Here is a 21,388-nt window from a genome sequence, read left to right on the forward strand (position 1 = left end):
AGGAGAAAGCAATGAAACTGAAACATATCTCAAGCCTGATCGGCGCGGTGGCTCTCGCGGCGGGGATGCTTGCCGGAACGGCCCACGCAGAAGACAAGGTCGGATTCGTTTATGTCGGTCCGGTCGGTGACCACGGCTGGACCTATCGTCATGACGTCGGCCGCAAGGCAATCGAGGAAGCCTTTGACGGCAAGGTCAAAACATCCGCCGTGGAAAATGTGAAGGAAGGCCCGGACAGCGAACGGGTTATCCGCAAACTGGCGTCTGAAGGCCATAAGCTGATCTTCACAACCTCTTTCGGTTTCATGAACCCGACCCTGAAAGTGGCGAAGCAGTTTCCGGATGTAAAATTTGAACATGCGACCGGCTATAAACGCGCGGACAATGTCAGCACATATTCCGCCCGCTTCTATGAGGGCCGTTACGTGGTTGGCAAGATTGCGGGCAAGATGACGAAGACCAATGTCATTGGCTATGTCGGTTCTGTCGCCATTCCGGAAGTGGTGCGCGGCATCAACGCCATGACCCTTGCCGCCCGCAGCGTCAATCCGAATGTGACGGTCAAGGTGGCCTGGATCAATAGCTGGTATGATCCGGGCAAGGAAGGGGACGCCGCCAAGATCCTGATTGATCAGGGCGCCGATATCATCTTGCAGCATACCGACAGCCCCGCCCCGTTGCAGGTTGCGGAAAGCCGTGGCGTCTGGGCCGTGGGACAGGCGTCAGATATGTCCAAATTCGCGCCCAAGGCTCAGTTGACGGCTATCATAGACAACTGGGACAAATATTATGTGGAACGGACCAAGGCCGTGTTGGATGGCACCTGGAAATCGCAGGACATCTGGGGCGGACTGGATACCGGCATGGTAGAGCTGTCGCCCTATAATGAAGCAATTCCGGAAGATGTCGTCGCCCTCGCGGAAGAAGCCCGCAAGGGGATCATTGACGGCTCCATCCATCCTTTCACCGGCCCCTTTAAAAAACAGGATGGCTCCGTTGGTGCGGCCGAAGGGGAAACTCTTGGCGATGATGTACTCCTCGGCATGGACTGGTATGTCGAAGGCGTTGAAGGGCAGCTCCCGAAGTAAGCTGCCACGATCACTTATCCCGTCGGCATGTCAAAAGCCGACGGGCATTCAGCTTTTGTCACATGCACCTTGAGGCGGATCGACGCGAAAGAAAGCAATAATCAACAACACGCATATGGTCAGGATCGGACGCGAATTGGGAGGCGCGTGAACATGGTCAATCGGTTTGAAACCAGACGGGAGATATTCTTTGAAGGGAAGCAGATTTCCCTTCCACTTTACATGGACTATCAGGCGTCAACGCCGCTGGATACAAGAGTGGAAACCGCCATGGCCCCATGGCTTGGCGCCTCTGTCGGCAATCCACACAGCAAGACGCATGTTTTTGGTCATCGTGCCAGGCATGCAATTGAAACAGCCCGCCGCAACATTGCGGCGCTCATAAACGCGCAGCCGAATGAGATAATTTTCACATCCGGCGGGACGGAAGCCAACAATCTTGCCCTCATGGGCTATGCCCGCGCACGCAAGGGGCCGCGTCATATCATCTCAGTAGCTACGGAACATGATGCCATACGCCAGCCGCTTTATCACCTGGCCCGGGCCGAGGGCGTCGATGTCACCTTCCTTGACGTGGACAGCAGAGGCTTGATCAATCTAAACCGGCTAATTGACGCCTTTCGCGATGACACCATTCTGGTTTCCATCATGGCGGCCAATAATGAAACCGGCGTCAAGCAGGATATCGAAGCCATTGGCCGGATATGCGAATGGCAGAATGTCGCCTTTCACAGTGACGCCGTACAAGCGCTCGCCAGTGAGTCGATAGATGTGGAAACAACCAATCTGACCATGATGAGCCTGTCTGCCCACAAGATTTACGGCCCCATGGGAATCGGCGCGCTTTATATCCGCGAAGGAACGCATATCAATCCATTGATGTATGGCGGTTCTCAACAGCGGGCAATCCGTTCAGGAACTCTGCCGACGGCCCTTTGTGTCGGATTTGGAGAGGCGTGTCGTATCCTGTCCGAAAGCCGGAGAACGGAGGCGCGGCGCCTCACCCTGCTACGCCATACATTGATCGAGCAGCTTCGCGCCGGTCTTGGCGATGCCGTTCGTATCAATGGAGATGGCGCGCCCTCGATCCCGGGATGCCTCAGTATCACATTTGATGGCGTGGACGCGGAAGAACTGCTACATGAGCTGCCCGATCTCGCCCTCAGCACCGGTTCGGCCTGTCATTCGGAGGAGGCAACGCCCTCCCATGTCTTACTCGCCATGGGCAGAAGCGCGAATAACACCGCCAGTACAGTCCGCCTCGGCCTCGGACGGCCGACCGGACTTACAGAGGTGAATTATGCTGCCGCGCAGCTTGTCGATGTCTGCCGCAGATTGGCCTTGCCGCAGAAAGAACGCAAAAGGGAGTAGCACCGCATGGAAATAATGGAGTGGGTGCAACTGGCAATCCGCTGGATACATGTAATAACCGGCATTGCCTGGATTGGCGCTTCATTCTATTTCGTCTGGCTGGATATGAATCTGACACCGCCCGTCAAGGAGGGGGCCAAGGACAAGGCCGGAGTGGGCGGCGAGCTTTGGGCCATTCATGGCGGCGGCTTCTATGAGGTGCAGAAATACCGCCTCGCGCCGCCGGAAATTCCATCGACACTTCACTGGTTCAAATATGAGGCCTATTTCACCTGGATCAGCGGATTTATCCTGCTAGTCATTCTTTATTACTTCGGGGCAGATATCTATCTTCTCGATAGAAGCAGGGCCGATATTTCCGCAGATGCCGCCATCCTGATCGGTCTTGGCACCATCTTTGGCAGCTGGATCATCTATGACCTGCTGTGCAAATCCCCGCTGATAAATCATCAGGGCTGGTTCGGGCTTGTACTCTTCCTCCTGCTGACCCTTGCGGCTTTCCTCCTCTCGCAGATATTCAGCGGGCGCGGTGCCTACATCCATATTGGGGCGCTGATGGGCACGATCATGGCGGCGAATGTGCTGAAAGTGATCATTCCAGGACAGATTGCCCTCGTCACCGCCACCAAGAAAGGCGAGGCGCCAGACCCGATCTATGGTCTGCGCGCCAAGCAGCGCTCGCTGCACAACAATTATTTCACCCTGCCGGTTCTGTTCATTATGATCAGTAACCACTATCCCATGACCTTCGGTAATTCGCTCAACTGGTTGTTGCTGGCGGGGCTGGCGCTGGTTGGCGTGATGGTCCGTCATTACTTCAACATGAAAAATCAGGGCCGGGCGAAACAGGGTTTTTTCCTTCTTCCCGCTGCCTTTGTGCTGTTCTGCGCCATTGCCTGGCTTGCCTCCCCCAAATCCAATGAGGTACCGGCCGAAAAGGTTTCTTTCAGCGATGTTGAGAAAATCATCCATGACCGCTGTACAAGCTGTCATGCCGCGAAGCCGTCCAATGCGGATTATCCGAGCCCACCGAAGGGGGTTCGCCTTGAGACACCCGAACAGATGGCAAGGGAAAAAACCCGTATCCGTCAGCAGACGGTCGACACCCATACCATGCCGCTCGGCAATATCACGAAGATGACCGAGGAGGAACGCAAGATCCTCGGCTGGTGGATATCACAAGGGGCGGCGATAACGGATTGAGATCAGGAATAAAGCGGCGCCGGGTTGCCGGTTGCGACGCGCGCCTCCGTCGGTTCCCGACGATCGCGCGAGAAATGGCGGATATATTTATCCGTGACATTCTCCGTTTCCACCACCACACAGACATCAATCGTATTGAATTGGTGATCGATCACGGCCCCATCGCCGATATGCCCGCCTAGCCGCAGATAACCTTTCAGAAGCGGCGGCAGCTCCCGTTGCGCCAATTCGACATCCACTTCCTTGCGTTTCATCATCTTCATGGGAATGTAATGTTCTTCGAGCGCCCGCGGCCGGAGGTGCCCTGGCGCCTTATGATAATGATGCAGATAGGAGAGCACACGCGCGTGCTCTTTCAGATCGGTACCGTGAATGCTGCCGCAACCGAACATCACCTGCACATCATGGCGACGGATATATTCGGCGATGCCGCGCCAGAGAAGCTGCATGGCCCCGCGGCGGCGATAATCCGCATCAATGCAGGACCGGCCGAGCTCCATGATTTCGCCCGGGAAAAACTTGAGATGACCGAGATCAAACTCGTTTTCAGAATAGAACCCGCCATGCACGGACGCAATGCTGCTACGGAGAAAGCGGTATGTGCCAACCACACAGGGGGCGGCATCACTGCCCCGCTCCAGATCAATCACCAGCAGATGATCACAAATGGTATCAAACCGGTCGATATCGCGGCTTCTGGCAAGTGCGATATCACCGGGTTTCGCCCCCATTTCCTCATAGAAAATCCGGAACCGGAGGGCCTGCGCCGCATCGACATCAGCAGTGGTTTCCGCGAGCCGAAGCTCAAGATTGTTAAATCGTAACGCGTCCAATATACGCTCCTGCAAACTCTTGTATGAACTTGCAGGAAATATCCCGGTTTCATGTTACCCGCCGATGTCACTTTCATGGCAGAGACATGACAGTCGTTTCACCATCATCAGTCGATAAGAGCCTGATGCACAAGGGTGCGGAGTTCCTTGCGCAAGGGGTAGAAACTGCTCGGCACAAACTGAGTGAGGAAGAGCACCGTCATATCCTCCACCGGGTCCACCCAGAAGACCGTGCTGGCCATGCCGCCCCAGCCAAAATCACCAGGAGAACCCATCATCTGCGACAGCGCCGGTTCCAGCATGACCCAGCCGCCAAGACCGAAGCCGACGCCAACGAAGGAAACTTCTGAGAAGACCGGTTGTCCGTTAGCCGCCAGATCACCCTTTAGATGGTTGCTGGTCATGAAATCGACCGTCCGGGGGCCAAGCAGCCGCCCCCCTTCCACCGCCCCGCGACAGCGGATCATCTCGGCGAATTTGAGATAGTCCGCCGCCGTCGAGACAAGCCCGCCACCGCCGGAATAACAGCTCACCTTCTCCTCTGCAAATGCACTCTTACGGGCAGGATCGAGAAGGGCCATGCCGCCCTTGCCGTCTGACATATAGGCAGAAGCATAACGGCCGAGTTTTTCTTCCGGCACCCCGAAATCCGTATCCGTCATACGCAACGGATCGAAAATATTTTCATGAAAGAAGGATTTGAGGTCCTGACCCGAGATCACTTCGACAAGCCGCCCGACCACATCGGTCGAAACGCCATAATTCCAGCGCGCACCGGGCTCAAACAGAAGCGGCATTGCCGCGAGACGATTGACCTCTTTCTCCAGCGTCCCGCGCCTCGGACCGAAATCCATCTTCTCCTTCTCATAATAATCGCCGAGCACGCCCAGATTGAAGCCATAGGTCATTCCCGACATATGTGTCAGAAGATTATGAACGGTCATGCGGACTTTGGCGGGCTCGGTGTCCTCAATATTCCGGGCCTGTGGACGAAGCACCTGCATATCCTTGAAAGCAGGAATGAACTCATCCACCGGATCATCAAGATGGAACAACCCTTTTTCATAGAGCATCATCAGGGCAACGGAGGTGACGGGCTTCGACATGGAGTAGAAGCGCGCCATCGTATCGTCGGTCCAGGGAGAGGCGCTGTCGATATCCCGAAGGCCAATGGATTTGGAATAGGCAATTTTGCCGCTGCGAGCGATGACCGTTTGCGTCCCCGCCAGCTTGCCGTCATCCACATACCGCTGCATCCAGTCCGTGATATATTGCAGGCGGTCCGGACTGAATCCCAGACTTTCCGGCTTCTGCACGGGTTTCAACATGCCATTCCCTCCCTTTATCAGCGCTGCATCCCTGATTATGCCTGTACGGTAGTTTGCGTCTGAACGCCCAACCCGACAACCCCAAGCTTCATTTCCTGCCCGGGCTTCAGAAAGAAAGGCGCCGGCTTCTGGCCAAGGCCGACCCCGGCCGGTGTCCCCGTCATGATGATATCCCCCGGTGTCAGCGTCATGAACTGGCTGAGATAGGAAATAATCGTCTTGACGCTGAAAATCATGTTTTTCGTATTGCCATCCTGTCTGCGCACGCCATCAAGTTCCAGCCAGAGGTCGAGCGCCTGCGGGTCTGGCACCTCGTCGCGGGTGACAAGCCAGGGACCGATGGGGCCGAATGTTTCATGGCTTTTGCCTTTGGTCCACTGCCCGCCGCGTTCGGACTGAAATTCCCGTTCCGACACATCGTTGGCAACGCAATATCCCGCCACATGGTCGAGGGCCTCTGCTTCCGTCACATATTTAGCCCGCTTGCCAATAACCACGCACAGCTCCACTTCCCAGTCCGTCTTTTGGGAGCCACGCGGAATCTCGACATTATCGTTCGGCCCGCAGATGGCAGAGGACGATTTCTGAAAGACAATCGGCTCTTTCGGCACCGCCGCGCCTGCTTCGGCGGCGTGATCGGAATAATTGAGCCCGATGCAAATCGCATTGCGCACATTGCCGACGCAGGCGCCAATCCGCGGATTACCCGCCGCTTTCGGCAGGGACGCCGGATCGAGCGCGCGAATTTTCTGCAGATTTTCGTCCGTAAACGCTTCGCCCGCGAAATCATCAATCACCCCTGAAAGATCGCGGATATCTCCGTTCATATCCAGAATGCCCGGCTTTTCGGCTCCGGCGGGGCCAAATCTCAAAAGTTTCATTACATTTTCCTATTACTGCTGTGTTCTATATGTTTATGACAATTTTCCCGAAATGCGTGGCCTTTTCCATCATGCGGTAGGCCTCCTGCGCATTTGCGAAATCGACGGTCGCGTCAATCACTGGATGAATGTCATTATTCACCAGCGCCGCATTCATGGCCCTGAACATATCGCGCGGGCCGACATAAACGCCTTTCAGCGTGATGGATTTGCGCATGAAAACGGTCGGGTCGATCTGGCCGCCTGAAAGAATCCCGATCAGGGATATCCGTCCCCCGATACGCACCGACAGGGCGGATTTTTCAAGCGTCCCCGCCCCGCCCACTTCAATAACAAGATCAACCCCCCGGCCATCGGTGAGGTTCATTACATTCTTTTCCCAGTCCGGATGCTGACGGTAATTCACAAGATCATTGGCACCCAGCGTCTTTGCCCGCGCCAGCTTTTCTTCACTGCTGGAGGTAAGAATGGTGCGGATGCCCGCCATTTTGGCAAACTGCTGCGCAAATATCGACACGCCGCCCGTGCCGAGCAGCAACACGGTCTGGCCCGCGCGCGCCTTTCCGGCTTCAAACAGGCAGTTCCAGGCGGTCAGCCCGGCACAAGGGAGGGTCGCCGCCTCCGCAAAGGAAAGATGGTCCGGGATGGGGAGCGCGCCGCCTTCTTTCAGCAGCACATATTCCGCAAGCATCCCGTCAATCGGCCCGCCCAGCGCACTCGGCATCACGCCCGCATGAATGGGACCGGCCGGCCAGTCCTGAAAGAAAGTACCCACCACCCGGTCGCCCGCCTTGAAGGCAGTCACGCCTGCGCCGACATCCTCGACAATTCCGGCCCCGTCGGAATTCGGGATGCGCGGCCCCGCAATACCGCGAGCAGCAGGGTTCATAATGGTCGACAGATCGCGGTAATTGATCGCATTCGCCTTCATCCGGACAAGGATCTCCCCCGGTCCGGGCTTTGGAACATCCCGTTCAACCTGCCTGAGGTTGTCTACTCCCCCCTCACCTTCAATTACCCATATTTTCATCGCTCACCTTCCATGAAAACAATGCCATCAGTCAGGAAAAACGGATAGAGTCGGTGTCGGTACATAATGCTGATCCATCATTTCTCGGCCTATGGGGATCCCCAGAACGCGGGCCTGATTATTTTTATAGTGAATACAAAGCCATGATTGCCCAATATTTTCCCGAGTTCAATCTTTTCCATCTCCTGATTGTCTGTCTGGCCTTCACTCTGGGAGGTTTTGTCAAGGGTATCTCCGCGTTCGGTTTGCCGACAGTCGCCGTTCCGATCATGGTCTTTTTTGTTCCTCTCCCCACAGCGGTCGCCATCATGATCCTGCCCATGATGGTGACGAATTTCATCCAGATGCTGGTGACCGGCCAGATAAAATCATCCATCCTCCGCCATTGGCGACTGTATCTTGGCCTTTTTCTGGGGCTGCCCATCGGCGTTTATATGCTCTCCGCCCTCAATACCGATAATCTGCTGATCGGCATCGGTGTCATGCTGATTGTTATTGCCCTGCTCGAGCTTTCGGTTTTCTCTTTCGGCTTTCTCGGCCGTCAGGAGAAAATATCGGGGCCCGTTATCGGCTTTATCTCCGGCATCATTGGCGGCATCACGACGCTTTACGCCACCCTGCCCGTATTCTTTTTTATTGCCATCGGCCTTGAAAAAGAAAAATTTGTCGCCGCCGTCAGCGTCATGCTGTTCAGCGGCAGCATTTTTCTCATGTTGAGCCTGCAAAGCATGGATATCCTCGGCCTGACTGAGCTTGCCTACAGTATTATTGGGCTTGGCCCGCTGTTTCTCAGTATGTGGGCCGGCACCAAAGTCAGGCATCTCATCAATCAGACGACCTTCAGAAAATTCGTCCTGATAATGGTCGCCATGATCGGCGTCACCATGATCTACCGCGCGCTCACTTAAGATCATTCAGCGGATAATGAGATTTCTGCAAGACCGGCATGCGGTAAGGTAAAGGTAAAGAGAGCGCCGCCTTCCGTTTTGTTTGAAACCCAGATCCGCCCTCCGAAGAAGGTGACGATTTCCCGGCAGATGGCAAGGCCAAGCCCCGATCCCTGCGGCTTGTCTCCGCCCCGCCCGGTAGACTGGTGAAATTTTTCAAAGACCCGTTCTTCCATATCATCGGGAATGCCCCGGCCATTATCGGCAACACTGATTTGCAACTCGCTGTCGGCGACATTCACCGAAACCTCGATCCGCCCTTCCGATTTGTCACAGAATTTGATGGCATTGGAAACCAGATTGATGATGACCTGCATGAGCTGATCCCGATCGGCGCGGACACAGGGCAGATGGTCCGGGATATCAACCTGCACAGCCACGCCATTTTCCTGTACCAGCCCGTCAAGCGCCGCCATAGCCTCCTGCAACGTTGACCGCACATCCACCTCATCGAGGGACCAATCCATCTCACCCGCCTCCATCCGGGCGAGATCGAGAAGCTGGTCGATAAGCCGGGTCAGACGGGAGCTTTCCTTGACAATGACATTCAGGAAGCGTTCGCGTTCCTCTCGTGAAACTTCCGGATTATCGACGAGAATTTCGCCAAACGCCCTCAAGGACGTCAACGGTGTTCTCAATTCATGGCTGACCATGGAAAGAAAATGATCTTTCAGAGAATCGAGTTCCTTTAACCGTTCATTGGCATTGCGAAGCTGCGCCGTCGCCTGTTCCAATTCCGCCGATTTCTGTTCCAGACGATGGCTGTATTCGATCACCTGGCTGGTCTCATCGAGAATTCGATACACTTCGTCCAGACCGACAATCTCTCCCTTCACGACAGTTCCCACCATGACCCGCGCCGTTGCCGAGCCAATGGCGCCCGCCAGCAGCTTCTCGGCAAAATCAAGTAGCGCGGCATCGGCGGACTGATTGCGTTTCAGGTTGAGATTGCGTTCTTCGGCAAACTCGGCAAAAGCCTTGGCCGCGCGCTGGCCACCGACGAACCGCCCGACAAGCTGCTGCAAATCAGAAACAGTGGCCGACCCTCGCCAATAGCGACTGTCACGCTCATCATCCGTATGGCCGAAGACATCAACAAACAACGTCCCCTGAATACGCTCGATCGCGGTCTGCTGCGACAGCAGGGAAACCAGCCACAGGGCCCCGATATTGAACAGCATACTCCAGAACAGCGCATGGGTCAGCCGGTCAAACCCCTCCAGACCGAACAGGGCATAGGGTTTGAGAAAATCAATCCCAAAGGGGCCTTCTGCAATAAAACTGAGGGGTAACCAGCCCGACTGGGCAAAGGAGGGCAGCAGCAATGTGTATATCCAGATCAGGAAACCAAGCGCCAAACCGGTCATCGCGCCATGATAGGATGCGCCTTTCCAGAAAATGCCGATGATAATCGCCGGGGCAAATTGGGCGGCCGCAGCAAAGGACACAAGCCCGATGGTAACGAGGGAATAGCTCTCGCTCGCGAATAAATAATAGACATACCCCAAAAACAGGATCACCAGAATACTGATGCGGCGGATCGTCAAAAGCAGACCGGTCAGGTCGTCATTCTTGTTGATATTGAACCAGCGCGCCCGCAGCAGAAGCGGCATGATCAGGTCGTTGCAGATCATGGTACTGAGCGCGATCGCCGCCACGATCACCATGGAAGTGGCGGCGGACAGCCCTCCCACGAAAGCAATCAGCGCCAGCATCTCCTGATCATTGATCAACGGCAATGTCAGCATGAACATATCCGCGTCCGCCGTGACGCCATCAAAGGCGATCCGCCCCGCAAGTGCAATCGGCAACACAAAGATATTGATCACCAGCAGATAAAGCGGGAACAGCCATGTCGCCTTGCGCAGATAGGATTCTTCAGGATTTTCAACGGCCGTTATGTAAAACTGGCGCGGCAGACAGATAATGGCGGCCATGGACAGGATGGTCATTGTCATCCACCGGCTGTAGTCTCCATCCGCATTCACCGCGAACAGCGTGTCGAGGCCGTTTTCGGCAGCTTTCGCGAAAAGGTCGGTAAAACCACCATACAGCCCATAGGTTACAAAAAATCCGACTGTCAGAAATGCCACCATTTTCACAACGGATTCAAAGGCAATTGCCGCCACCAGCCCTTCATGATGCTCGCTGGCGTCAATGTGACGCGTGCCGAAAAGAATGGCGAAGAGCGCAAGCGTAAGCGCAACGATCAGTGTCGTATCAATAAAATAAATCGGATCACTGGCTGCATGCAAAAGCTGCCCGTCGGCGGAGCTGATCAGGATGCGAAAGCTTGTGGCAATGGATTTAAGCTGCAGTGATATGTAGGGCGTCGTACCGACAACCGTGATGATGGTGACAAGGCCGCCAAGGCGCGCCCGCTTTCCATAGCGGGAGGCAATGAAATCGGCGATTGATGTAATGCGGTGCAGCTTACAGATACGGATGATCTTGATCCAGATGACCGACCAAAGCACGAATACCAGGGTCGGCCCAAGATAGATGGGCAGGAAATCAAAGCCCCGCGTCGCTGCGAGGCCGACACTTCCGTAAAAGGTCCAGGACGTACAAAAGACGGCAATCGACAGGGTATAGACATATGGATTGCGGGTAAAAGGCCGCCCCTTGTCCGCCCGATGATCAACAAATTGCGCAATCGCGAACAAAAGCCCGAGGTAAAGAATAGAAACCGTAAGGACAAGCCCGCCCGACATCACCTTGTCTCATGTATTGGCGGCGGGGACGGCTCTCCCGCGACCTGCTCGGATAAAGGAGTGTCCGTCTCTCTCCCTTTGCCGCGCTTCGCACCGAGCGCCGTCAAGGCAATCGCCGCGCCCCAGACGGTAAAGAGATACAGAAAGATAATCGGGATTCCTAACAGGCGCCGGGGAGTATCAAAAATCATGATGACAGGCGGGAGAAGAGCGATCAGAAAAACAACGAACAGAAGGATCGACCATTCCTTTTTCCGTCCCGTCCTGATCATCGCCTATCCTTTCTATCCTGAAAATTTAGTTCGGATTGACTGATCGGGCCGGTTTTACCGGGGATATTATTTCCCGGACCATCCGGCCAAGTTCGCGGGTCGAAAAAGGTTTGGTGACAAATTCATCCGCCCCCAGGGCGAGAGCCCGCTCCTTGTCGGCCTCCCGGCTTTTGGCGGACAGCATGATGATCTTGACATTACGGCAGGCCGGATTGACGCGAATCTGCTCGCAAACCGAAAACCCGTTCTGTCTGGGCAACATGATATCGAGGAGAACCAGATCAGGCACATAGTCGTCAATCGCCCGCAGCGCCTGTTCCCCGTCCCGCGCAACCCTGACCGTAAATCCCGCCTGCTTCAGAATAAATTGCAGGGACAGGACAATATTGGGCTCGTCCTCCACCACCAGCACCGTCGGTGTCATCTTGTCATATGCTCCCTTCCATATGAACGGGAAGCTGCCGATGACTGGCGCGTAATCCGGCTTTTAAAAGCTCTTTTCGTCGGACATCTTCCCTGTTCGGCGTCCTGTCACTCCGATCATACCCCATTTACGGGGATTATGTCATGACTCATCGTGACAGGCTGCCTCATTCCAATCGTTACTTGTTCATGCGGTTAGCGATCAAATCATCGACCACCGCCGGCTCCGCCAGTGTCGAGGTGTCACCAAGACTACCGAAGTCATTTTCGGCAACTTTGCGGAGAATGCGGCGCATGATTTTGCCGGAACGGGTTTTCGGCAGCCCCGGCGCCCACTGAATCAGATCCGGCGTTGCAATCGGACCGATTTCGTGGCGAACCCATTTAACGAGTTCTATGCGCAGCTCTTCCGTTGCCTCCACACCGGCCGTCAATGTGACATAGGCATAGATCCCCTGCCCCTTGATATCATGGGGATACCCGACTACCGCCGCTTCCGCGACCATTTCGTGCGCGACAAGTGCGCTTTCAACTTCCGCCGTACCCATGCGATGTCCGGACACGTTGATCACGTCATCCACACGGCCCGTGATCCAATAATAGCCATCCTCATCCCGCCGCGCGCCATCACCGGTGAAATAACGGCCCGGAAAACTTGAAAAATAGGTTTGGATAAAGCGTTCATGATCACCATAAACCGTCCGCATCTGGCCCGGCCAGCTATCCTTGATACAGAGAATGCCCTCGCAGGCGCCCTCCAGCACGTTCCCCTCATTATCAACCATCAAGGGTTCAATCCCGAAGAAGGGAAGGGTCGCAGAACCCGGCTTCAGATCCGTCGCGCCCGGCAACGGGGAAATGAGAATGCCGCCTGTTTCCGTCTGCCACCAGGTATCGACAATGGGGGAACGTCCCTCGCCCACCACATCATAATACCAGCGCCAGGCTTCGGGATTGATTGGCTCCCCCACAGAGCCCAGAAGACGAATGGATTTACGGGATGTCTTTTTGACCGGCTCATCCCCTTCGCGCATCAGCGCGCGGATCGCCGTCGGCGCGGTGTAGAAAATATTGACCTGATGCTTGTCGCACACCTCCCAGAAACGGGAGACGGTCGGATAGTTCGGCACGCCTTCGAACATCAATGTGGTCGCGCCATTGGCGAGCGGACCATAAAGAATATAGCTGTGGCCCGTCACCCAGCCGACATCGGCCGTGCACCAGTATATGTCTCCATCATGATAGTCGAACACATAACGATGCGTCATGGCCGCATAAACGATATAGCCACCCGATGTATGAAGAACCCCCTTCGGCTGCCCTGTCGAGCCGGAGGTGTATAGGATGAACAGCGGGTCTTCGGCTTTCATTTCCTCCGGCGGGCAATCCGCATCAACCTTCGCCATTTCCTCGTGATACCAGACATCGCGCCCCTCGACCCAGCCCACTTTGTTGCCCGTTCGTTTCACAACAATACAGGTTGTGCAGTCGGGGCAATCCTCCAGCGCCTCATCCGTATTGGCTTTGAGCGGAATGGCGCGGCCGCCGCGAATGCCTTCGTCGGCCGTGATCACACAATTGGACTTGCAATCCTGAATACGGCCCGCGAGCGCATCGGGCGAGAAGCCGCCGAAGACAACGGAATGAACGGCGCCGATCCGGGCACAGGCGAGCATCGCCACGGCGGCCTCAACAATCATCGGCATATAAAGGGTAACGCGATCGCCTTTCTTAACCCCTTGCGCCTTCAGCACATTGGCGAATTTGCACACCTCGGCATGCAGCTCCCGATAGGTCAGCTTTTTATCATCTTTCGGATCGTCGCCCTCCCAGATGATCGCCGTGCTGTCACCGCGCGTCTCAAGATGCCGGTCCAGACAGTTATAGCTGACATTCAGCGTCCCGTCGTAATACCAGCGGATATGCAGATCGTCCTGATTGTAGGAGACATCCTTGACCTGCGTGTAGGGTTTGATCCAGTCGATGCGCTTGCCATGCTCTCCCCAGAAGGCGGCAGGGTCCTCGATCGAGGCGCGGTACATGGCCTGATAGCTCGCCTTGTCGGCCCAGGCCGTTTTCGCCAATTCTTCCGGTACCGGATACAGATCCTTCGCAGACATACTCTCCGTCCTTTCACCCTGATAGCAATTTGATTCTTATTATGAAGTCAACATCATCAGGATATTTGCTAGCTCACCATGATGCAAAACACAAGAGGGCTGTGCCCGTGGGGCTTTCATCTCGCGTCAGATTGCCAGATACTCATGCCGCAGTTCCTGATCGTCCAACACCTGTTGCGCGGTGCCGCGAAAGGCGATCTGCCCCATATCAAGGATCAGCGCTTTGTCAGCAAGCTGAAGCGCCGCAACGGCATTCTGTTCGACGATGATCGTCGTAATGCCGAGCTTTTTAACCTCCAGCAGGATTTTTTCGATTTCCTGCACAATGACCGGCGCCAACCCTTCATAGGGTTCATCGAGAAACAACAGCTTCACCTCCCGGGCAAGGGCCCGGGCAACAGCCAGCATCTGCTGCTCCCCGCCGGACATGGTGACCGCATCCTGATTGCGCCGCTCGCCAAGCCTTGGAAAGTGATCGTAAATCCGTTCGATCTCCCATCCTTTCGGCTCCGCCACCTGTGATAGCATCAGGTTTTCCTCAACTGTCAGTCCACCAATGATACGCCGGTCTTCCGGCACAAGCTGAATACCTTCGCGCGCCGCTTCATAGGCTTTGAGAGGGTGGATCGGCTTTCCGCCGAGATAGATTTCCCCTTTCCTGAGTGCGGGGCTGTCAACGCGGGCCAGTGCCCGCAAGGTGGATGTCTTGCCCGCACCGTTACGACCGAGCAAGGCAACGATGTCCCCTTCCTCAACATCGAACGACACTCCCTGGACAATATAGGATTCCCCATAATAGGCGTGAACGTCTTTGACACTGAAATAAGGTTTCTTCACCGCGGTTTCAGAGATTCTTTCTTCAATCGTCTCGGACATTAATGGGCACCTCCCAGATACGCTTCCTTGACCTTCGGATTTTCGCGAACCGTTTGCGGGTCGCCATCCGCAATAACCTGACCGCGAGCCAGCACGCTGACCTTATCGGCCAGGCTGAACACCACATGCATGTCATGCTCGATAATCACCTTGGTCATCCCCCGGGATTTGATTTTTTTCAGAAGTTCAATGGTCTGATTGGTATCGTGGCGGGACATGCCGGCTGTCGGCTCATCCAGCAGCAGCAGGCGCGGCTGCAAAATCAGGCACATGCCGAGTTCGAGCCGTCGCTTATCCCCCCGGCTGAGGCTCCCCGCCTCTGTCAGCATCATATCCTTGAGGCCAACATCTTCAAGGATATGCTCCGCTTCCTCGCGGATTGCCGTCTGTCGGGACAGCAGTTTTCCCGCATTCAGACGAAAAGCTCCATCGCGGTGTGAAAGGGCGGGGATCATGACATTCTCAAGCAGGGTCATTTCCTGAAAAATCTCGGGCGTCTGGAATACCCGCGCCACGCCAAGCTGGGCAATCTCATGCGGCGCACGCCCCGTCAACTCTTCACCGGCGAATGTGACCTTACCCGTGTCGGGCTTCAATCGGCCGATGCAGACATTGAGAAGTGTTGATTTGCCTGCGCCGTTTGGGCCGATAATCGCATGTGTCGTCCCCTCCTCCACATTCAGATTGATGTCGGAAAGTGCGCTTAGCCCGCCAAAACTTTTGTTGATGTTATCCAGATGAAGAACAAGACCATTCATGACGTATCCTCTCACTCCCCGGCCTGATTATGGGCCTCGACCGACTGTCGGTCCGATCTTGCGCCGCGAGATATGAAATAACGATAAGTGCGACGGAACCCTTCCACCAGGCCACCTGGCAGGAAAATCACAATCACCATAAACAGCAGACCAAGCGTCAGATGCCAACCACTGCCGACGAACAGCCCGACGACCGGCACGAGAATGTCGGTCACACTGTCCGGGAGAAAGGAGAAGGCTTGCTGCAACACATTGTTATCAAAGGAAGAGAATATATTTTCGAAATATTTGATCAGTCCCGCCCCCAACATCGGCCCGACCAGCGTGCCCGCCCCGCCAAGAATGGTCATCAGCACCACTTCCCCCGAGGCTGTCCATTGCATCCGTTCCGCTCCGGCAAGCGGGTCTGTGACCGCCAGCAGGCTTCCGGCGAGTCCCGCATACATGCCCGAAATGATAAAGGCGGTCAGCATATAAGGCCGGGTATTGAGGCCGGTATATTTCATCCGGTTCTGGTTCGACTTGATGCCTTTCAGCATGAGGCCGAATGGCGAGCGGAAAATCCGTAGCGACACATAGAAGCAGATAATCAAAAGAACCGCGCAGAAGTAGAAACCGGGATAACCGCTCATGGTTTCACCGAACAGATCCGTGCTCGGCAGTCCCAGACTTGGCTGTCCGTTGGCAAACATGCTGTCCAGAATACGCGGATCGGACGCCGCGAGCTGCAATCCCGTCTCGCCATTTGTGATCGGTGTCAGAACCGAATAGGCAAGATTGTAGGACATCTGCGCAAAGGCAAGCGTCAGGATTGAGAAGTAAATACCCGACCGCCGCAGGCTCAGAAAACCGATGATCGCGGCCAGTATGCCGGCGAACAGGACCCCGAATATCACGGCCGGAATAACATTCATGGTCAATAGCTTGAACGACCAGACCGCTGCGTAGGAGCCAACCCCGAGAAAGGCGGCGTGACCGAAAGAGAGATAGCCGGTCAGGCCAAAGAGAATGTTAAAACCGATTGCGAAGATGCCATAGATGGCAAATTTCTGAAGCAAATCCGGATAATTGCCCCCGATCGGATCAAGCCAGAGCGGCATCAGCAGGATTGCGGCCGCAAAGACGATGACAAGAAGGGTGTCGTTGAGGGACGGCTTGATCATATCAGTCATCCATAACTCCTGTCCGGCCCATCAGACCACGCGGTAATACCAGCAGAATAATAACGGCAACGAGGTAGAGAATGATCTGGTCAATGCCGGGGAAGATATCTTTCACTTCATTCATTGACGCGAAGGACTGCACCACGCCAAGCAGGAACCCGGCCAGCACGGCACCGCCCAGCGATCCCATTCCCCCCACGACCACGACCACAAATGAGAGGACGAGGAAATCCATGCCAAGATGATAGTCGGGCGGCAGAATGGGCGTATACATTACCCCCGCGACACCGGCGACAATGGCCGCAATGGCGAAGACGACAGTAAAGCGCCGCTCGATATTGATGCCGAGCAGGCCGACTGTTTCACGATCCCGCATCCCGGCCCGCACCACCATGCCGTAAGTCGTGAATTGCAAAAAGGCGAATACCGAAAAAATAACAACCGCGGAAAAGCAGAAATAGATCAGCCGCCACCAGGGATAAACAAGATTGTCGCCAAGCCCCAGCCAGGCACCGACATTGGCGCTGCCCGACAAAATTTCAGGCGCGGGCTGCGGGATGGGATTAGCCCCGAAATAGGCCTTGATGATTTCCTGAAGAACGATGGCAAGACCGAAAGTTACCAGAATCTGTTCGGCATGTGGCCGTTTATAGAAATGCTTGATAAGGCCGCGTTCCATAACATAGCCAATCAGCAACATCACAGGAATAGCTAACAGAATTGATAGCGGCACCGAATAGTCGATGATGACATGCCCAGCCTCCCCGAACCATGTTTCCAGATAGGGCTGTTCCTTATAGGCCGCAAAGGCCGTAATACTTTCATCCCGCACCTTGGCGGAGAGGGTAACCAGCTTCTGAAAGGTGACGGCACAAAATGCGCCGAGCATGAACAGCGCGCCATGGGCGAAGTTCACAATCCCGAGCGTGCCAAAGACCAACGTCAGGCCCAGCGCAATCAGCGCATAGGCCGCCCCTTTGTCCAGTCCGTTCAGGATTTGAATAAAAATGGCATCCATGAAATCTACCCCGTAATCCCCATCGAACGCATCCCGGAGTTACCGCCGGGAAAAAAGGCGGGTTGACGCCCTCCCTGAACCGCCAACCCGCACTCAAATGTACAGAAACTACATCTTCACTTCATAGGGCCCAAGCTCTCCACCGAAGATGGAGGCATCATACTCCACCTGGGCACGTGGAGTGATATCGACCACCTTCAGGATATCGAACTGGCTGCTCGGGTTCTCGTTTCCGCGCACGACCAGTACGTCCTTGAAGCATTGATGATCTTCCGCACGATAAAGCGTCGGGCCATTGCCCATGCCGTCGAAATTGAAGCCTTCAAGCGCCTTGATAACTTCCGGAGGATAGAAAGTGCCCGCCATTTCACAGGCATTTGCATACAGCAGTGTCTGCACGTAGCAGGTATGGGCGGCCATTGACGGCGGCTCGCCATATTCGGCGCCGAAGGACTGCACAAAAGCCTTGGAGCCTTCATCCTGCAACGACCAGTTCCAGTTTGCCGTTCCAAGGATGCCCTTCACCGCATCACCGGCGCCGCGCGCCATAAGACGCGAGAAAAGCGGCACGACAATTTCGAAATTCTTGCCGTTGGCTTGTTTGTCCCGCAGACCGAACTGAACCGCCTGGGTCAGCGAATTGACCATATCCTTGCCATAATGATTCAGGATAAGAACATCCGCCCCGGAATTCAGAACCGGCGTGATATATTGCGAGAAATCCCCGGCCCCAACTGGCGTCTTGACCGTCTCGACGGTTTCCCAGCCGATTGCTTCGGTCGAATTTTTGATCGATTCTTCCTGCGTCCAGCCCCAAGTATAGTCAGCCGTCAGATGATAGGCGCGGCGATCCTTCCCATATTCCTTCTCCAGCACCGGCGCCAGCGCCTTGCCCGACATATAGGCATTGAAAAAGTGACGGAACCCATACCGCCGCTTGTCCTTGCCTGTCGTATCATTGGAATGGGTCAGCCCCGCCATGAAGATAATGCCCTGCTCCTGACAGAGCGATTGCACGGCCACAGCCACACCCGAGGACGACCCCCCGGTAATCATCAATACACCGTCCTTTTCGATCATCCGCTTTGCCGAGGCCCGCGCCGCATCGGATTTGGTCTGCGTGTCGCCAGTTGAATAGGTCACCTTCTTGCCAAGTACGCCCTTGCCGGTCAGGTTGGACGGCTTGAAAGTATTCAGCATACCGCCATCCCCTTCACCATTCAGATGCTTGACCGCCAGCATGTAGGCTCGCAATTCATCGTTTCCTTCATCGGCATACGGGCCGGTTTGCGGCACGTTGAAACCGAGCTTCAACTCACCGGATTTTTCAGGGTTGTTGCGAAACTCTTCTGCCCATGCATTCCGGATAAAAAAGCTCGGCGTTGCCGCAACCAGGCCGCCCACGGCGCCCGCTTTCAGCAAACCACGGCGCGACATGCCTGATTTCGTGAAATCGCTCATGAAATGTCTCCCATAATTATGTTGGATCTCCCCGGACAGGAAGCCCGCGCCTGTTTTCACGAGCCNATACCTGCTGTTTGTAAAANTTTCACAATTTTGNCNTTTTTNCTAATAAGTCGTTGCAAAACNGCCATTTTTTATGTAAATNTTTACTAATAAATTTTGTAANTATGTAATATTTTGTAAATANCAGGATCNNNATGGCNAAGCATCCNCTGTTCGGAAGTCGCCTCAGAAANTTNCGNAAGGAGCGNAATCTGACACAGGCNGAGCTTGCCGACAGNCTNGGGATTTCNGCCAGCTACCTCAANCTTCTGGAAAATAACCGGCGCAATATNACGGTTTCTCTCTTATTACAGGTCAGCCGNATTTTGAAAGTTGACCCNCTCGTNTTCTCCCCCCAGGAAGANGGGCACCTGATCGGCGAAATATCGGATGCACTCAAGGATCCGCTGTANGCCGATGACGAATTTGCCCCNGAAGATATCGCNGAAATGGCGGCNGAATCCCCNNCTTTGAGCGCNCTGTTTAAAAAGACCTATGATGCCTTCAAAAATTCACAGGCCGAATTACGCCTGATGAGCGAACGNCTGTCGCANGATGTCCATTTCGCCAGNGCGTCCTTTCGCCTGCGNACNCTGGTAACCTCAATCGTCTCTTCAACCGAAATCCTGCATGANAACGACGATCTCGGGGCGCGGGAGAGAAAGGAATTTCTGCAAATCGCGCTGAAAGACAGCACGGCNCTCAATGATACGGTCAATGAAATGNTGGGGGCCACCGACGAGGGNGGCCTGACCGGGAANACATGGATGCCGTCCCCCAATGAAGCGGTGTCCGATTTCATTCAGGCCCGCAACAACTACTTTGCTCCTATCGAATCNGCCGCCGCCGATTTCCGTCANACGCTGNACGGNCANGACCTGCTTTCCACNNCGCAATTNATTGACTATCTTCAGAAAACTCACGATGTCCGGGTCGATTTNGCNACNCGCGATATACATAATACGGAAGCANCCCTGTTCGATGAGAAAAGCCGACAGGNNATTCTTTCNAAGTCATTGCCNCAATCGAGTGTGAATTTTCACCTCGCGCTTCTCTGCGGTCANCTTGTCTGCNCCGACCTGTTCGCAGAANTTGCCCNCGCCCCGGAATTGCCGACGGATGCCGCCCGGCAAAAGGNNGCNGCNGCCCTCGCCAACTACTTCGCCGGGGCCGTCCTGCTTCCCTATGATCTCTTTTANCGCGCGGCAGAGGATCATCGNTANGATATCGAGTTGCTGCANCAGCAATTCGATGCCAGTTTTGAACAAATCTGCCACCGCCTGACCACCNTGATGCGCCCCGGCAGAAGCGGCGTNCCCTTCCATCTTATNCGNAGNGACCTTGCCGGAAANATCTCGAAGCGNTTCAGNGCNTCGGGCCTGCATATCCCGCGNTACGGCAATTCCTGCCCNCGCTGGGTTCTGCATTCGGCCTTTCTGACGCCCGGCCTNCTNTGNCCNCAGATATCCGAAATGCCGGATGGCAGCCGTTATTTTNCCATCGCCCGCACNGTAACGAAACCCAGTCTTGGNTATGGCCANCCGAAACGGCATTACGCCATCAGCATCGGATGCGACATTGCCGAGGCACANCGNCTGATCTACGCCGANGGCCTNAACTTATCNTCNCCGAAAACGGTTATGCCGGTGGGCATNACCTGCCGGTTATGCGAGCGGGAAAACTGCGCCCATCGNGCGGCTCCGCCNCCCTCNCAAATNCGGCAGCCNCCGGCGCAGCGNCGCAATATCTCGCCNGGCATAGGNGATTTCTAANAGNCAGGNTTCAGTANCTGTCCAGAACCAGTCGGCCNTTTGCAGTTCTGCGAACCGCGCCGTCNCGCAGGGCGGTAAATTCAAG

18 protein-coding genes are annotated in these 21,388 nt (G+C 55.2%); 5 read left to right on the forward strand and 13 right to left on the reverse strand.

Annotated features, from left to right (window positions below; genetic code table 11):
- The first annotated feature begins 11 nt into the window (after nucleotides 1-11).
- The 3 genes from CMN55_RS15300 (at nucleotide 12) to CMN55_RS15310 (ending at nucleotide 3,662) form a co-directional block, all read left to right on the forward strand.
- The gene (locus CMN55_RS15300; protein ID WP_293950859.1) at nucleotides 12-1,088 is read left to right on the forward strand and encodes a BMP family ABC transporter substrate-binding protein; all 1,077 of its coding nucleotides are present in this window, start codon (nucleotides 12-14) and stop codon (nucleotides 1,086-1,088) included.
- Nucleotides 1,089-1,241: 153 nt separating this feature from the next.
- Nucleotides 1,242-2,459 (forward strand): cysteine desulfurase family protein, encoded by a 1,218-nt coding sequence (locus CMN55_RS15305; RefSeq protein ID WP_293950861.1) that lies wholly within the window; start codon nucleotides 1,242-1,244, stop codon nucleotides 2,457-2,459.
- Between the two features lie 6 nt (nucleotides 2,460-2,465).
- The gene (locus CMN55_RS15310) at nucleotides 2,466-3,662 is read left to right on the forward strand and encodes a urate hydroxylase PuuD (protein ID WP_293950863.1); all 1,197 of its coding nucleotides are present in this window, start codon (nucleotides 2,466-2,468) and stop codon (nucleotides 3,660-3,662) included.
- A 2-nt stretch (nucleotides 3,663-3,664) separates the two neighbouring features.
- On the opposite strand, the gene CMN55_RS15315 is transcribed toward CMN55_RS15310, so the two are convergent.
- The 4 genes from CMN55_RS15315 to CMN55_RS15330 form a co-directional block, all read right to left on the reverse strand.
- Nucleotides 3,665-4,495 carry a GNAT family N-acetyltransferase gene (locus tag CMN55_RS15315; protein WP_293950865.1) on the reverse strand — a complete coding sequence of 277 codons (831 nt, stop codon included), beginning with the start codon at nucleotides 4,493-4,495 and terminating at the stop codon, nucleotides 3,665-3,667.
- A 107-nt stretch (nucleotides 4,496-4,602) separates the two neighbouring features.
- Complete coding sequence (locus CMN55_RS15320; protein WP_293950867.1) at nucleotides 4,603-5,823, reverse strand: serine hydrolase domain-containing protein; 1,221 nt, start codon at nucleotides 5,821-5,823, stop codon at nucleotides 4,603-4,605.
- Nucleotides 5,824-5,858: 35 nt separating this feature from the next.
- On the reverse strand, nucleotides 5,859-6,704 hold the full coding sequence (locus CMN55_RS15325) for a fumarylacetoacetate hydrolase family protein (protein WP_293950869.1): 846 nt from the start codon (nucleotides 6,702-6,704) through the stop codon (nucleotides 5,859-5,861).
- Between the two features lie 25 nt (nucleotides 6,705-6,729).
- Nucleotides 6,730-7,734: a zinc-dependent alcohol dehydrogenase family protein gene (locus CMN55_RS15330; protein WP_293950871.1), complete on the reverse strand. Its 1,005-nt coding sequence runs from the start codon at nucleotides 7,732-7,734 to the stop codon at nucleotides 6,730-6,732.
- A gap of 143 nt (nucleotides 7,735-7,877) precedes the next feature.
- Between CMN55_RS15330 and CMN55_RS15335 the strand changes: the two genes are divergently transcribed.
- Nucleotides 7,878-8,642 (forward strand): sulfite exporter TauE/SafE family protein, encoded by a 765-nt coding sequence (locus CMN55_RS15335; protein ID WP_293950872.1) that lies wholly within the window; start codon nucleotides 7,878-7,880, stop codon nucleotides 8,640-8,642.
- Between the two features lie 2 nt (nucleotides 8,643-8,644).
- Here the strand turns inward: CMN55_RS15335 and CMN55_RS15340 are convergent, their stop codons facing one another.
- From CMN55_RS15340 to CMN55_RS15380, 9 genes are all read right to left on the reverse strand, one after another.
- Nucleotides 8,645-11,395: a sensor histidine kinase gene (locus CMN55_RS15340; protein ID WP_293950874.1), complete on the reverse strand. Its 2,751-nt coding sequence runs from the start codon at nucleotides 11,393-11,395 to the stop codon at nucleotides 8,645-8,647.
- A complete protein-coding gene (locus tag CMN55_RS15345) occupies nucleotides 11,395-11,667 on the reverse strand; it encodes a hypothetical protein (RefSeq protein ID WP_293950876.1) in 273 nt (90 codons plus the stop codon). Before CMN55_RS15345 ends, CMN55_RS15340 begins: the two co-directional genes overlap by 1 nt.
- Before the next feature lie 25 nt (nucleotides 11,668-11,692).
- Entirely contained in the window at nucleotides 11,693-12,091 is a 399-nt protein-coding gene (locus tag CMN55_RS15350) for a response regulator transcription factor (protein WP_293950878.1), read from the reverse strand.
- A gap of 178 nt (nucleotides 12,092-12,269) precedes the next feature.
- Entirely contained in the window at nucleotides 12,270-14,210 is a 1,941-nt protein-coding gene (gene acs, locus CMN55_RS15355; protein ID WP_293950880.1) for an acetate--CoA ligase, read from the reverse strand.
- Nucleotides 14,211-14,336: 126 nt separating this feature from the next.
- The gene (locus tag CMN55_RS15360; RefSeq protein ID WP_293950882.1) at nucleotides 14,337-15,086 is read right to left on the reverse strand and encodes an ABC transporter ATP-binding protein; all 750 of its coding nucleotides are present in this window, start codon (nucleotides 15,084-15,086) and stop codon (nucleotides 14,337-14,339) included.
- Nucleotides 15,086-15,844, reverse strand: coding sequence for an ABC transporter ATP-binding protein (locus tag CMN55_RS15365; RefSeq protein ID WP_293950884.1), 759 nt, complete (start codon nucleotides 15,842-15,844; stop codon nucleotides 15,086-15,088). Before CMN55_RS15365 ends, CMN55_RS15360 begins: the two co-directional genes overlap by 1 nt.
- An 11-nt stretch (nucleotides 15,845-15,855) precedes the next feature.
- A complete protein-coding gene (locus CMN55_RS15370) occupies nucleotides 15,856-17,016 on the reverse strand; it encodes a branched-chain amino acid ABC transporter permease (protein WP_293950886.1) in 1,161 nt (386 codons plus the stop codon).
- A complete protein-coding gene (locus CMN55_RS15375; protein ID WP_293950888.1) occupies nucleotides 17,009-18,025 on the reverse strand; it encodes a branched-chain amino acid ABC transporter permease in 1,017 nt (338 codons plus the stop codon). Before CMN55_RS15375 ends, CMN55_RS15370 begins: the two co-directional genes overlap by 8 nt.
- A gap of 108 nt (nucleotides 18,026-18,133) precedes the next feature.
- Nucleotides 18,134-19,486 (reverse strand): ABC transporter substrate-binding protein, encoded by a 1,353-nt coding sequence (locus tag CMN55_RS15380; protein WP_293950890.1) that lies wholly within the window; start codon nucleotides 19,484-19,486, stop codon nucleotides 18,134-18,136.
- A gap of 200 nt (nucleotides 19,487-19,686) precedes the next feature.
- Between CMN55_RS15380 and CMN55_RS17340 the strand changes: the two genes are divergently transcribed.
- Complete coding sequence (locus tag CMN55_RS17340) at nucleotides 19,687-21,303, forward strand: helix-turn-helix domain-containing protein (RefSeq protein WP_366932093.1); 1,617 nt, start codon at nucleotides 19,687-19,689, stop codon at nucleotides 21,301-21,303.
- Nucleotides 21,304-21,388 lie beyond the last annotated feature (85 nt).

This window comes from Sneathiella sp., from assembly GCF_002694385.1.
In the GTDB taxonomy this organism is placed as follows: domain Bacteria; phylum Pseudomonadota; class Alphaproteobacteria; order Sneathiellales; family Sneathiellaceae; genus Sneathiella.

Coding starts and splice junctions, on each gene's coding strand:
- CMN55_RS15300 (WP_293950859.1), top strand. CDS start 12: ATGAAACTGAAACATATCTCAAGCCTGATCGGCGCGGTGGCTCTCGCG.
- CMN55_RS15305 (WP_293950861.1), top strand. CDS start 1,242: ATGGTCAATCGGTTTGAAACCAGACGGGAGATATTCTTTGAAGGGAAG.
- CMN55_RS15310 (WP_293950863.1), top strand. CDS start 2,466: ATGGAAATAATGGAGTGGGTGCAACTGGCAATCCGCTGGATACATGTA.
- CMN55_RS15320 (WP_293950867.1), bottom strand. CDS start 5,823: ATGTTGAAACCCGTGCAGAAGCCGGAAAGTCTGGGATTCAGTCCGGAC.
- CMN55_RS15325 (WP_293950869.1), bottom strand. CDS start 6,704: ATGAAACTTTTGAGATTTGGCCCCGCCGGAGCCGAAAAGCCGGGCATT.
- CMN55_RS15330 (WP_293950871.1), bottom strand. CDS start 7,734: ATGAAAATATGGGTAATTGAAGGTGAGGGGGGAGTAGACAACCTCAGG.
- CMN55_RS15335 (WP_293950872.1), top strand. CDS start 7,878: ATGATTGCCCAATATTTTCCCGAGTTCAATCTTTTCCATCTCCTGATT.
- CMN55_RS15340 (WP_293950874.1), bottom strand. CDS start 11,395: ATGTCGGGCGGGCTTGTCCTTACGGTTTCTATTCTTTACCTCGGGCTT.
- CMN55_RS15345 (WP_293950876.1), bottom strand. CDS start 11,667: ATGATCAGGACGGGACGGAAAAAGGAATGGTCGATCCTTCTGTTCGTT.
- CMN55_RS15350 (WP_293950878.1), bottom strand. CDS start 12,091: ATGACACCGACGGTGCTGGTGGTGGAGGACGAGCCCAATATTGTCCTG.
- acs (WP_293950880.1), bottom strand. CDS start 14,210: ATGTCTGCGAAGGATCTGTATCCGGTACCGGAAGAATTGGCGAAAACG.
- CMN55_RS15360 (WP_293950882.1), bottom strand. CDS start 15,086: ATGTCCGAGACGATTGAAGAAAGAATCTCTGAAACCGCGGTGAAGAAA.
- CMN55_RS15365 (WP_293950884.1), bottom strand. CDS start 15,844: ATGAATGGTCTTGTTCTTCATCTGGATAACATCAACAAAAGTTTTGGC.
- CMN55_RS15370 (WP_293950886.1), bottom strand. CDS start 17,016: ATGACTGATATGATCAAGCCGTCCCTCAACGACACCCTTCTTGTCATC.
- CMN55_RS15375 (WP_293950888.1), bottom strand. CDS start 18,025: ATGGATGCCATTTTTATTCAAATCCTGAACGGACTGGACAAAGGGGCG.
- CMN55_RS15380 (WP_293950890.1), bottom strand. CDS start 19,486: ATGAGCGATTTCACGAAATCAGGCATGTCGCGCCGTGGTTTGCTGAAA.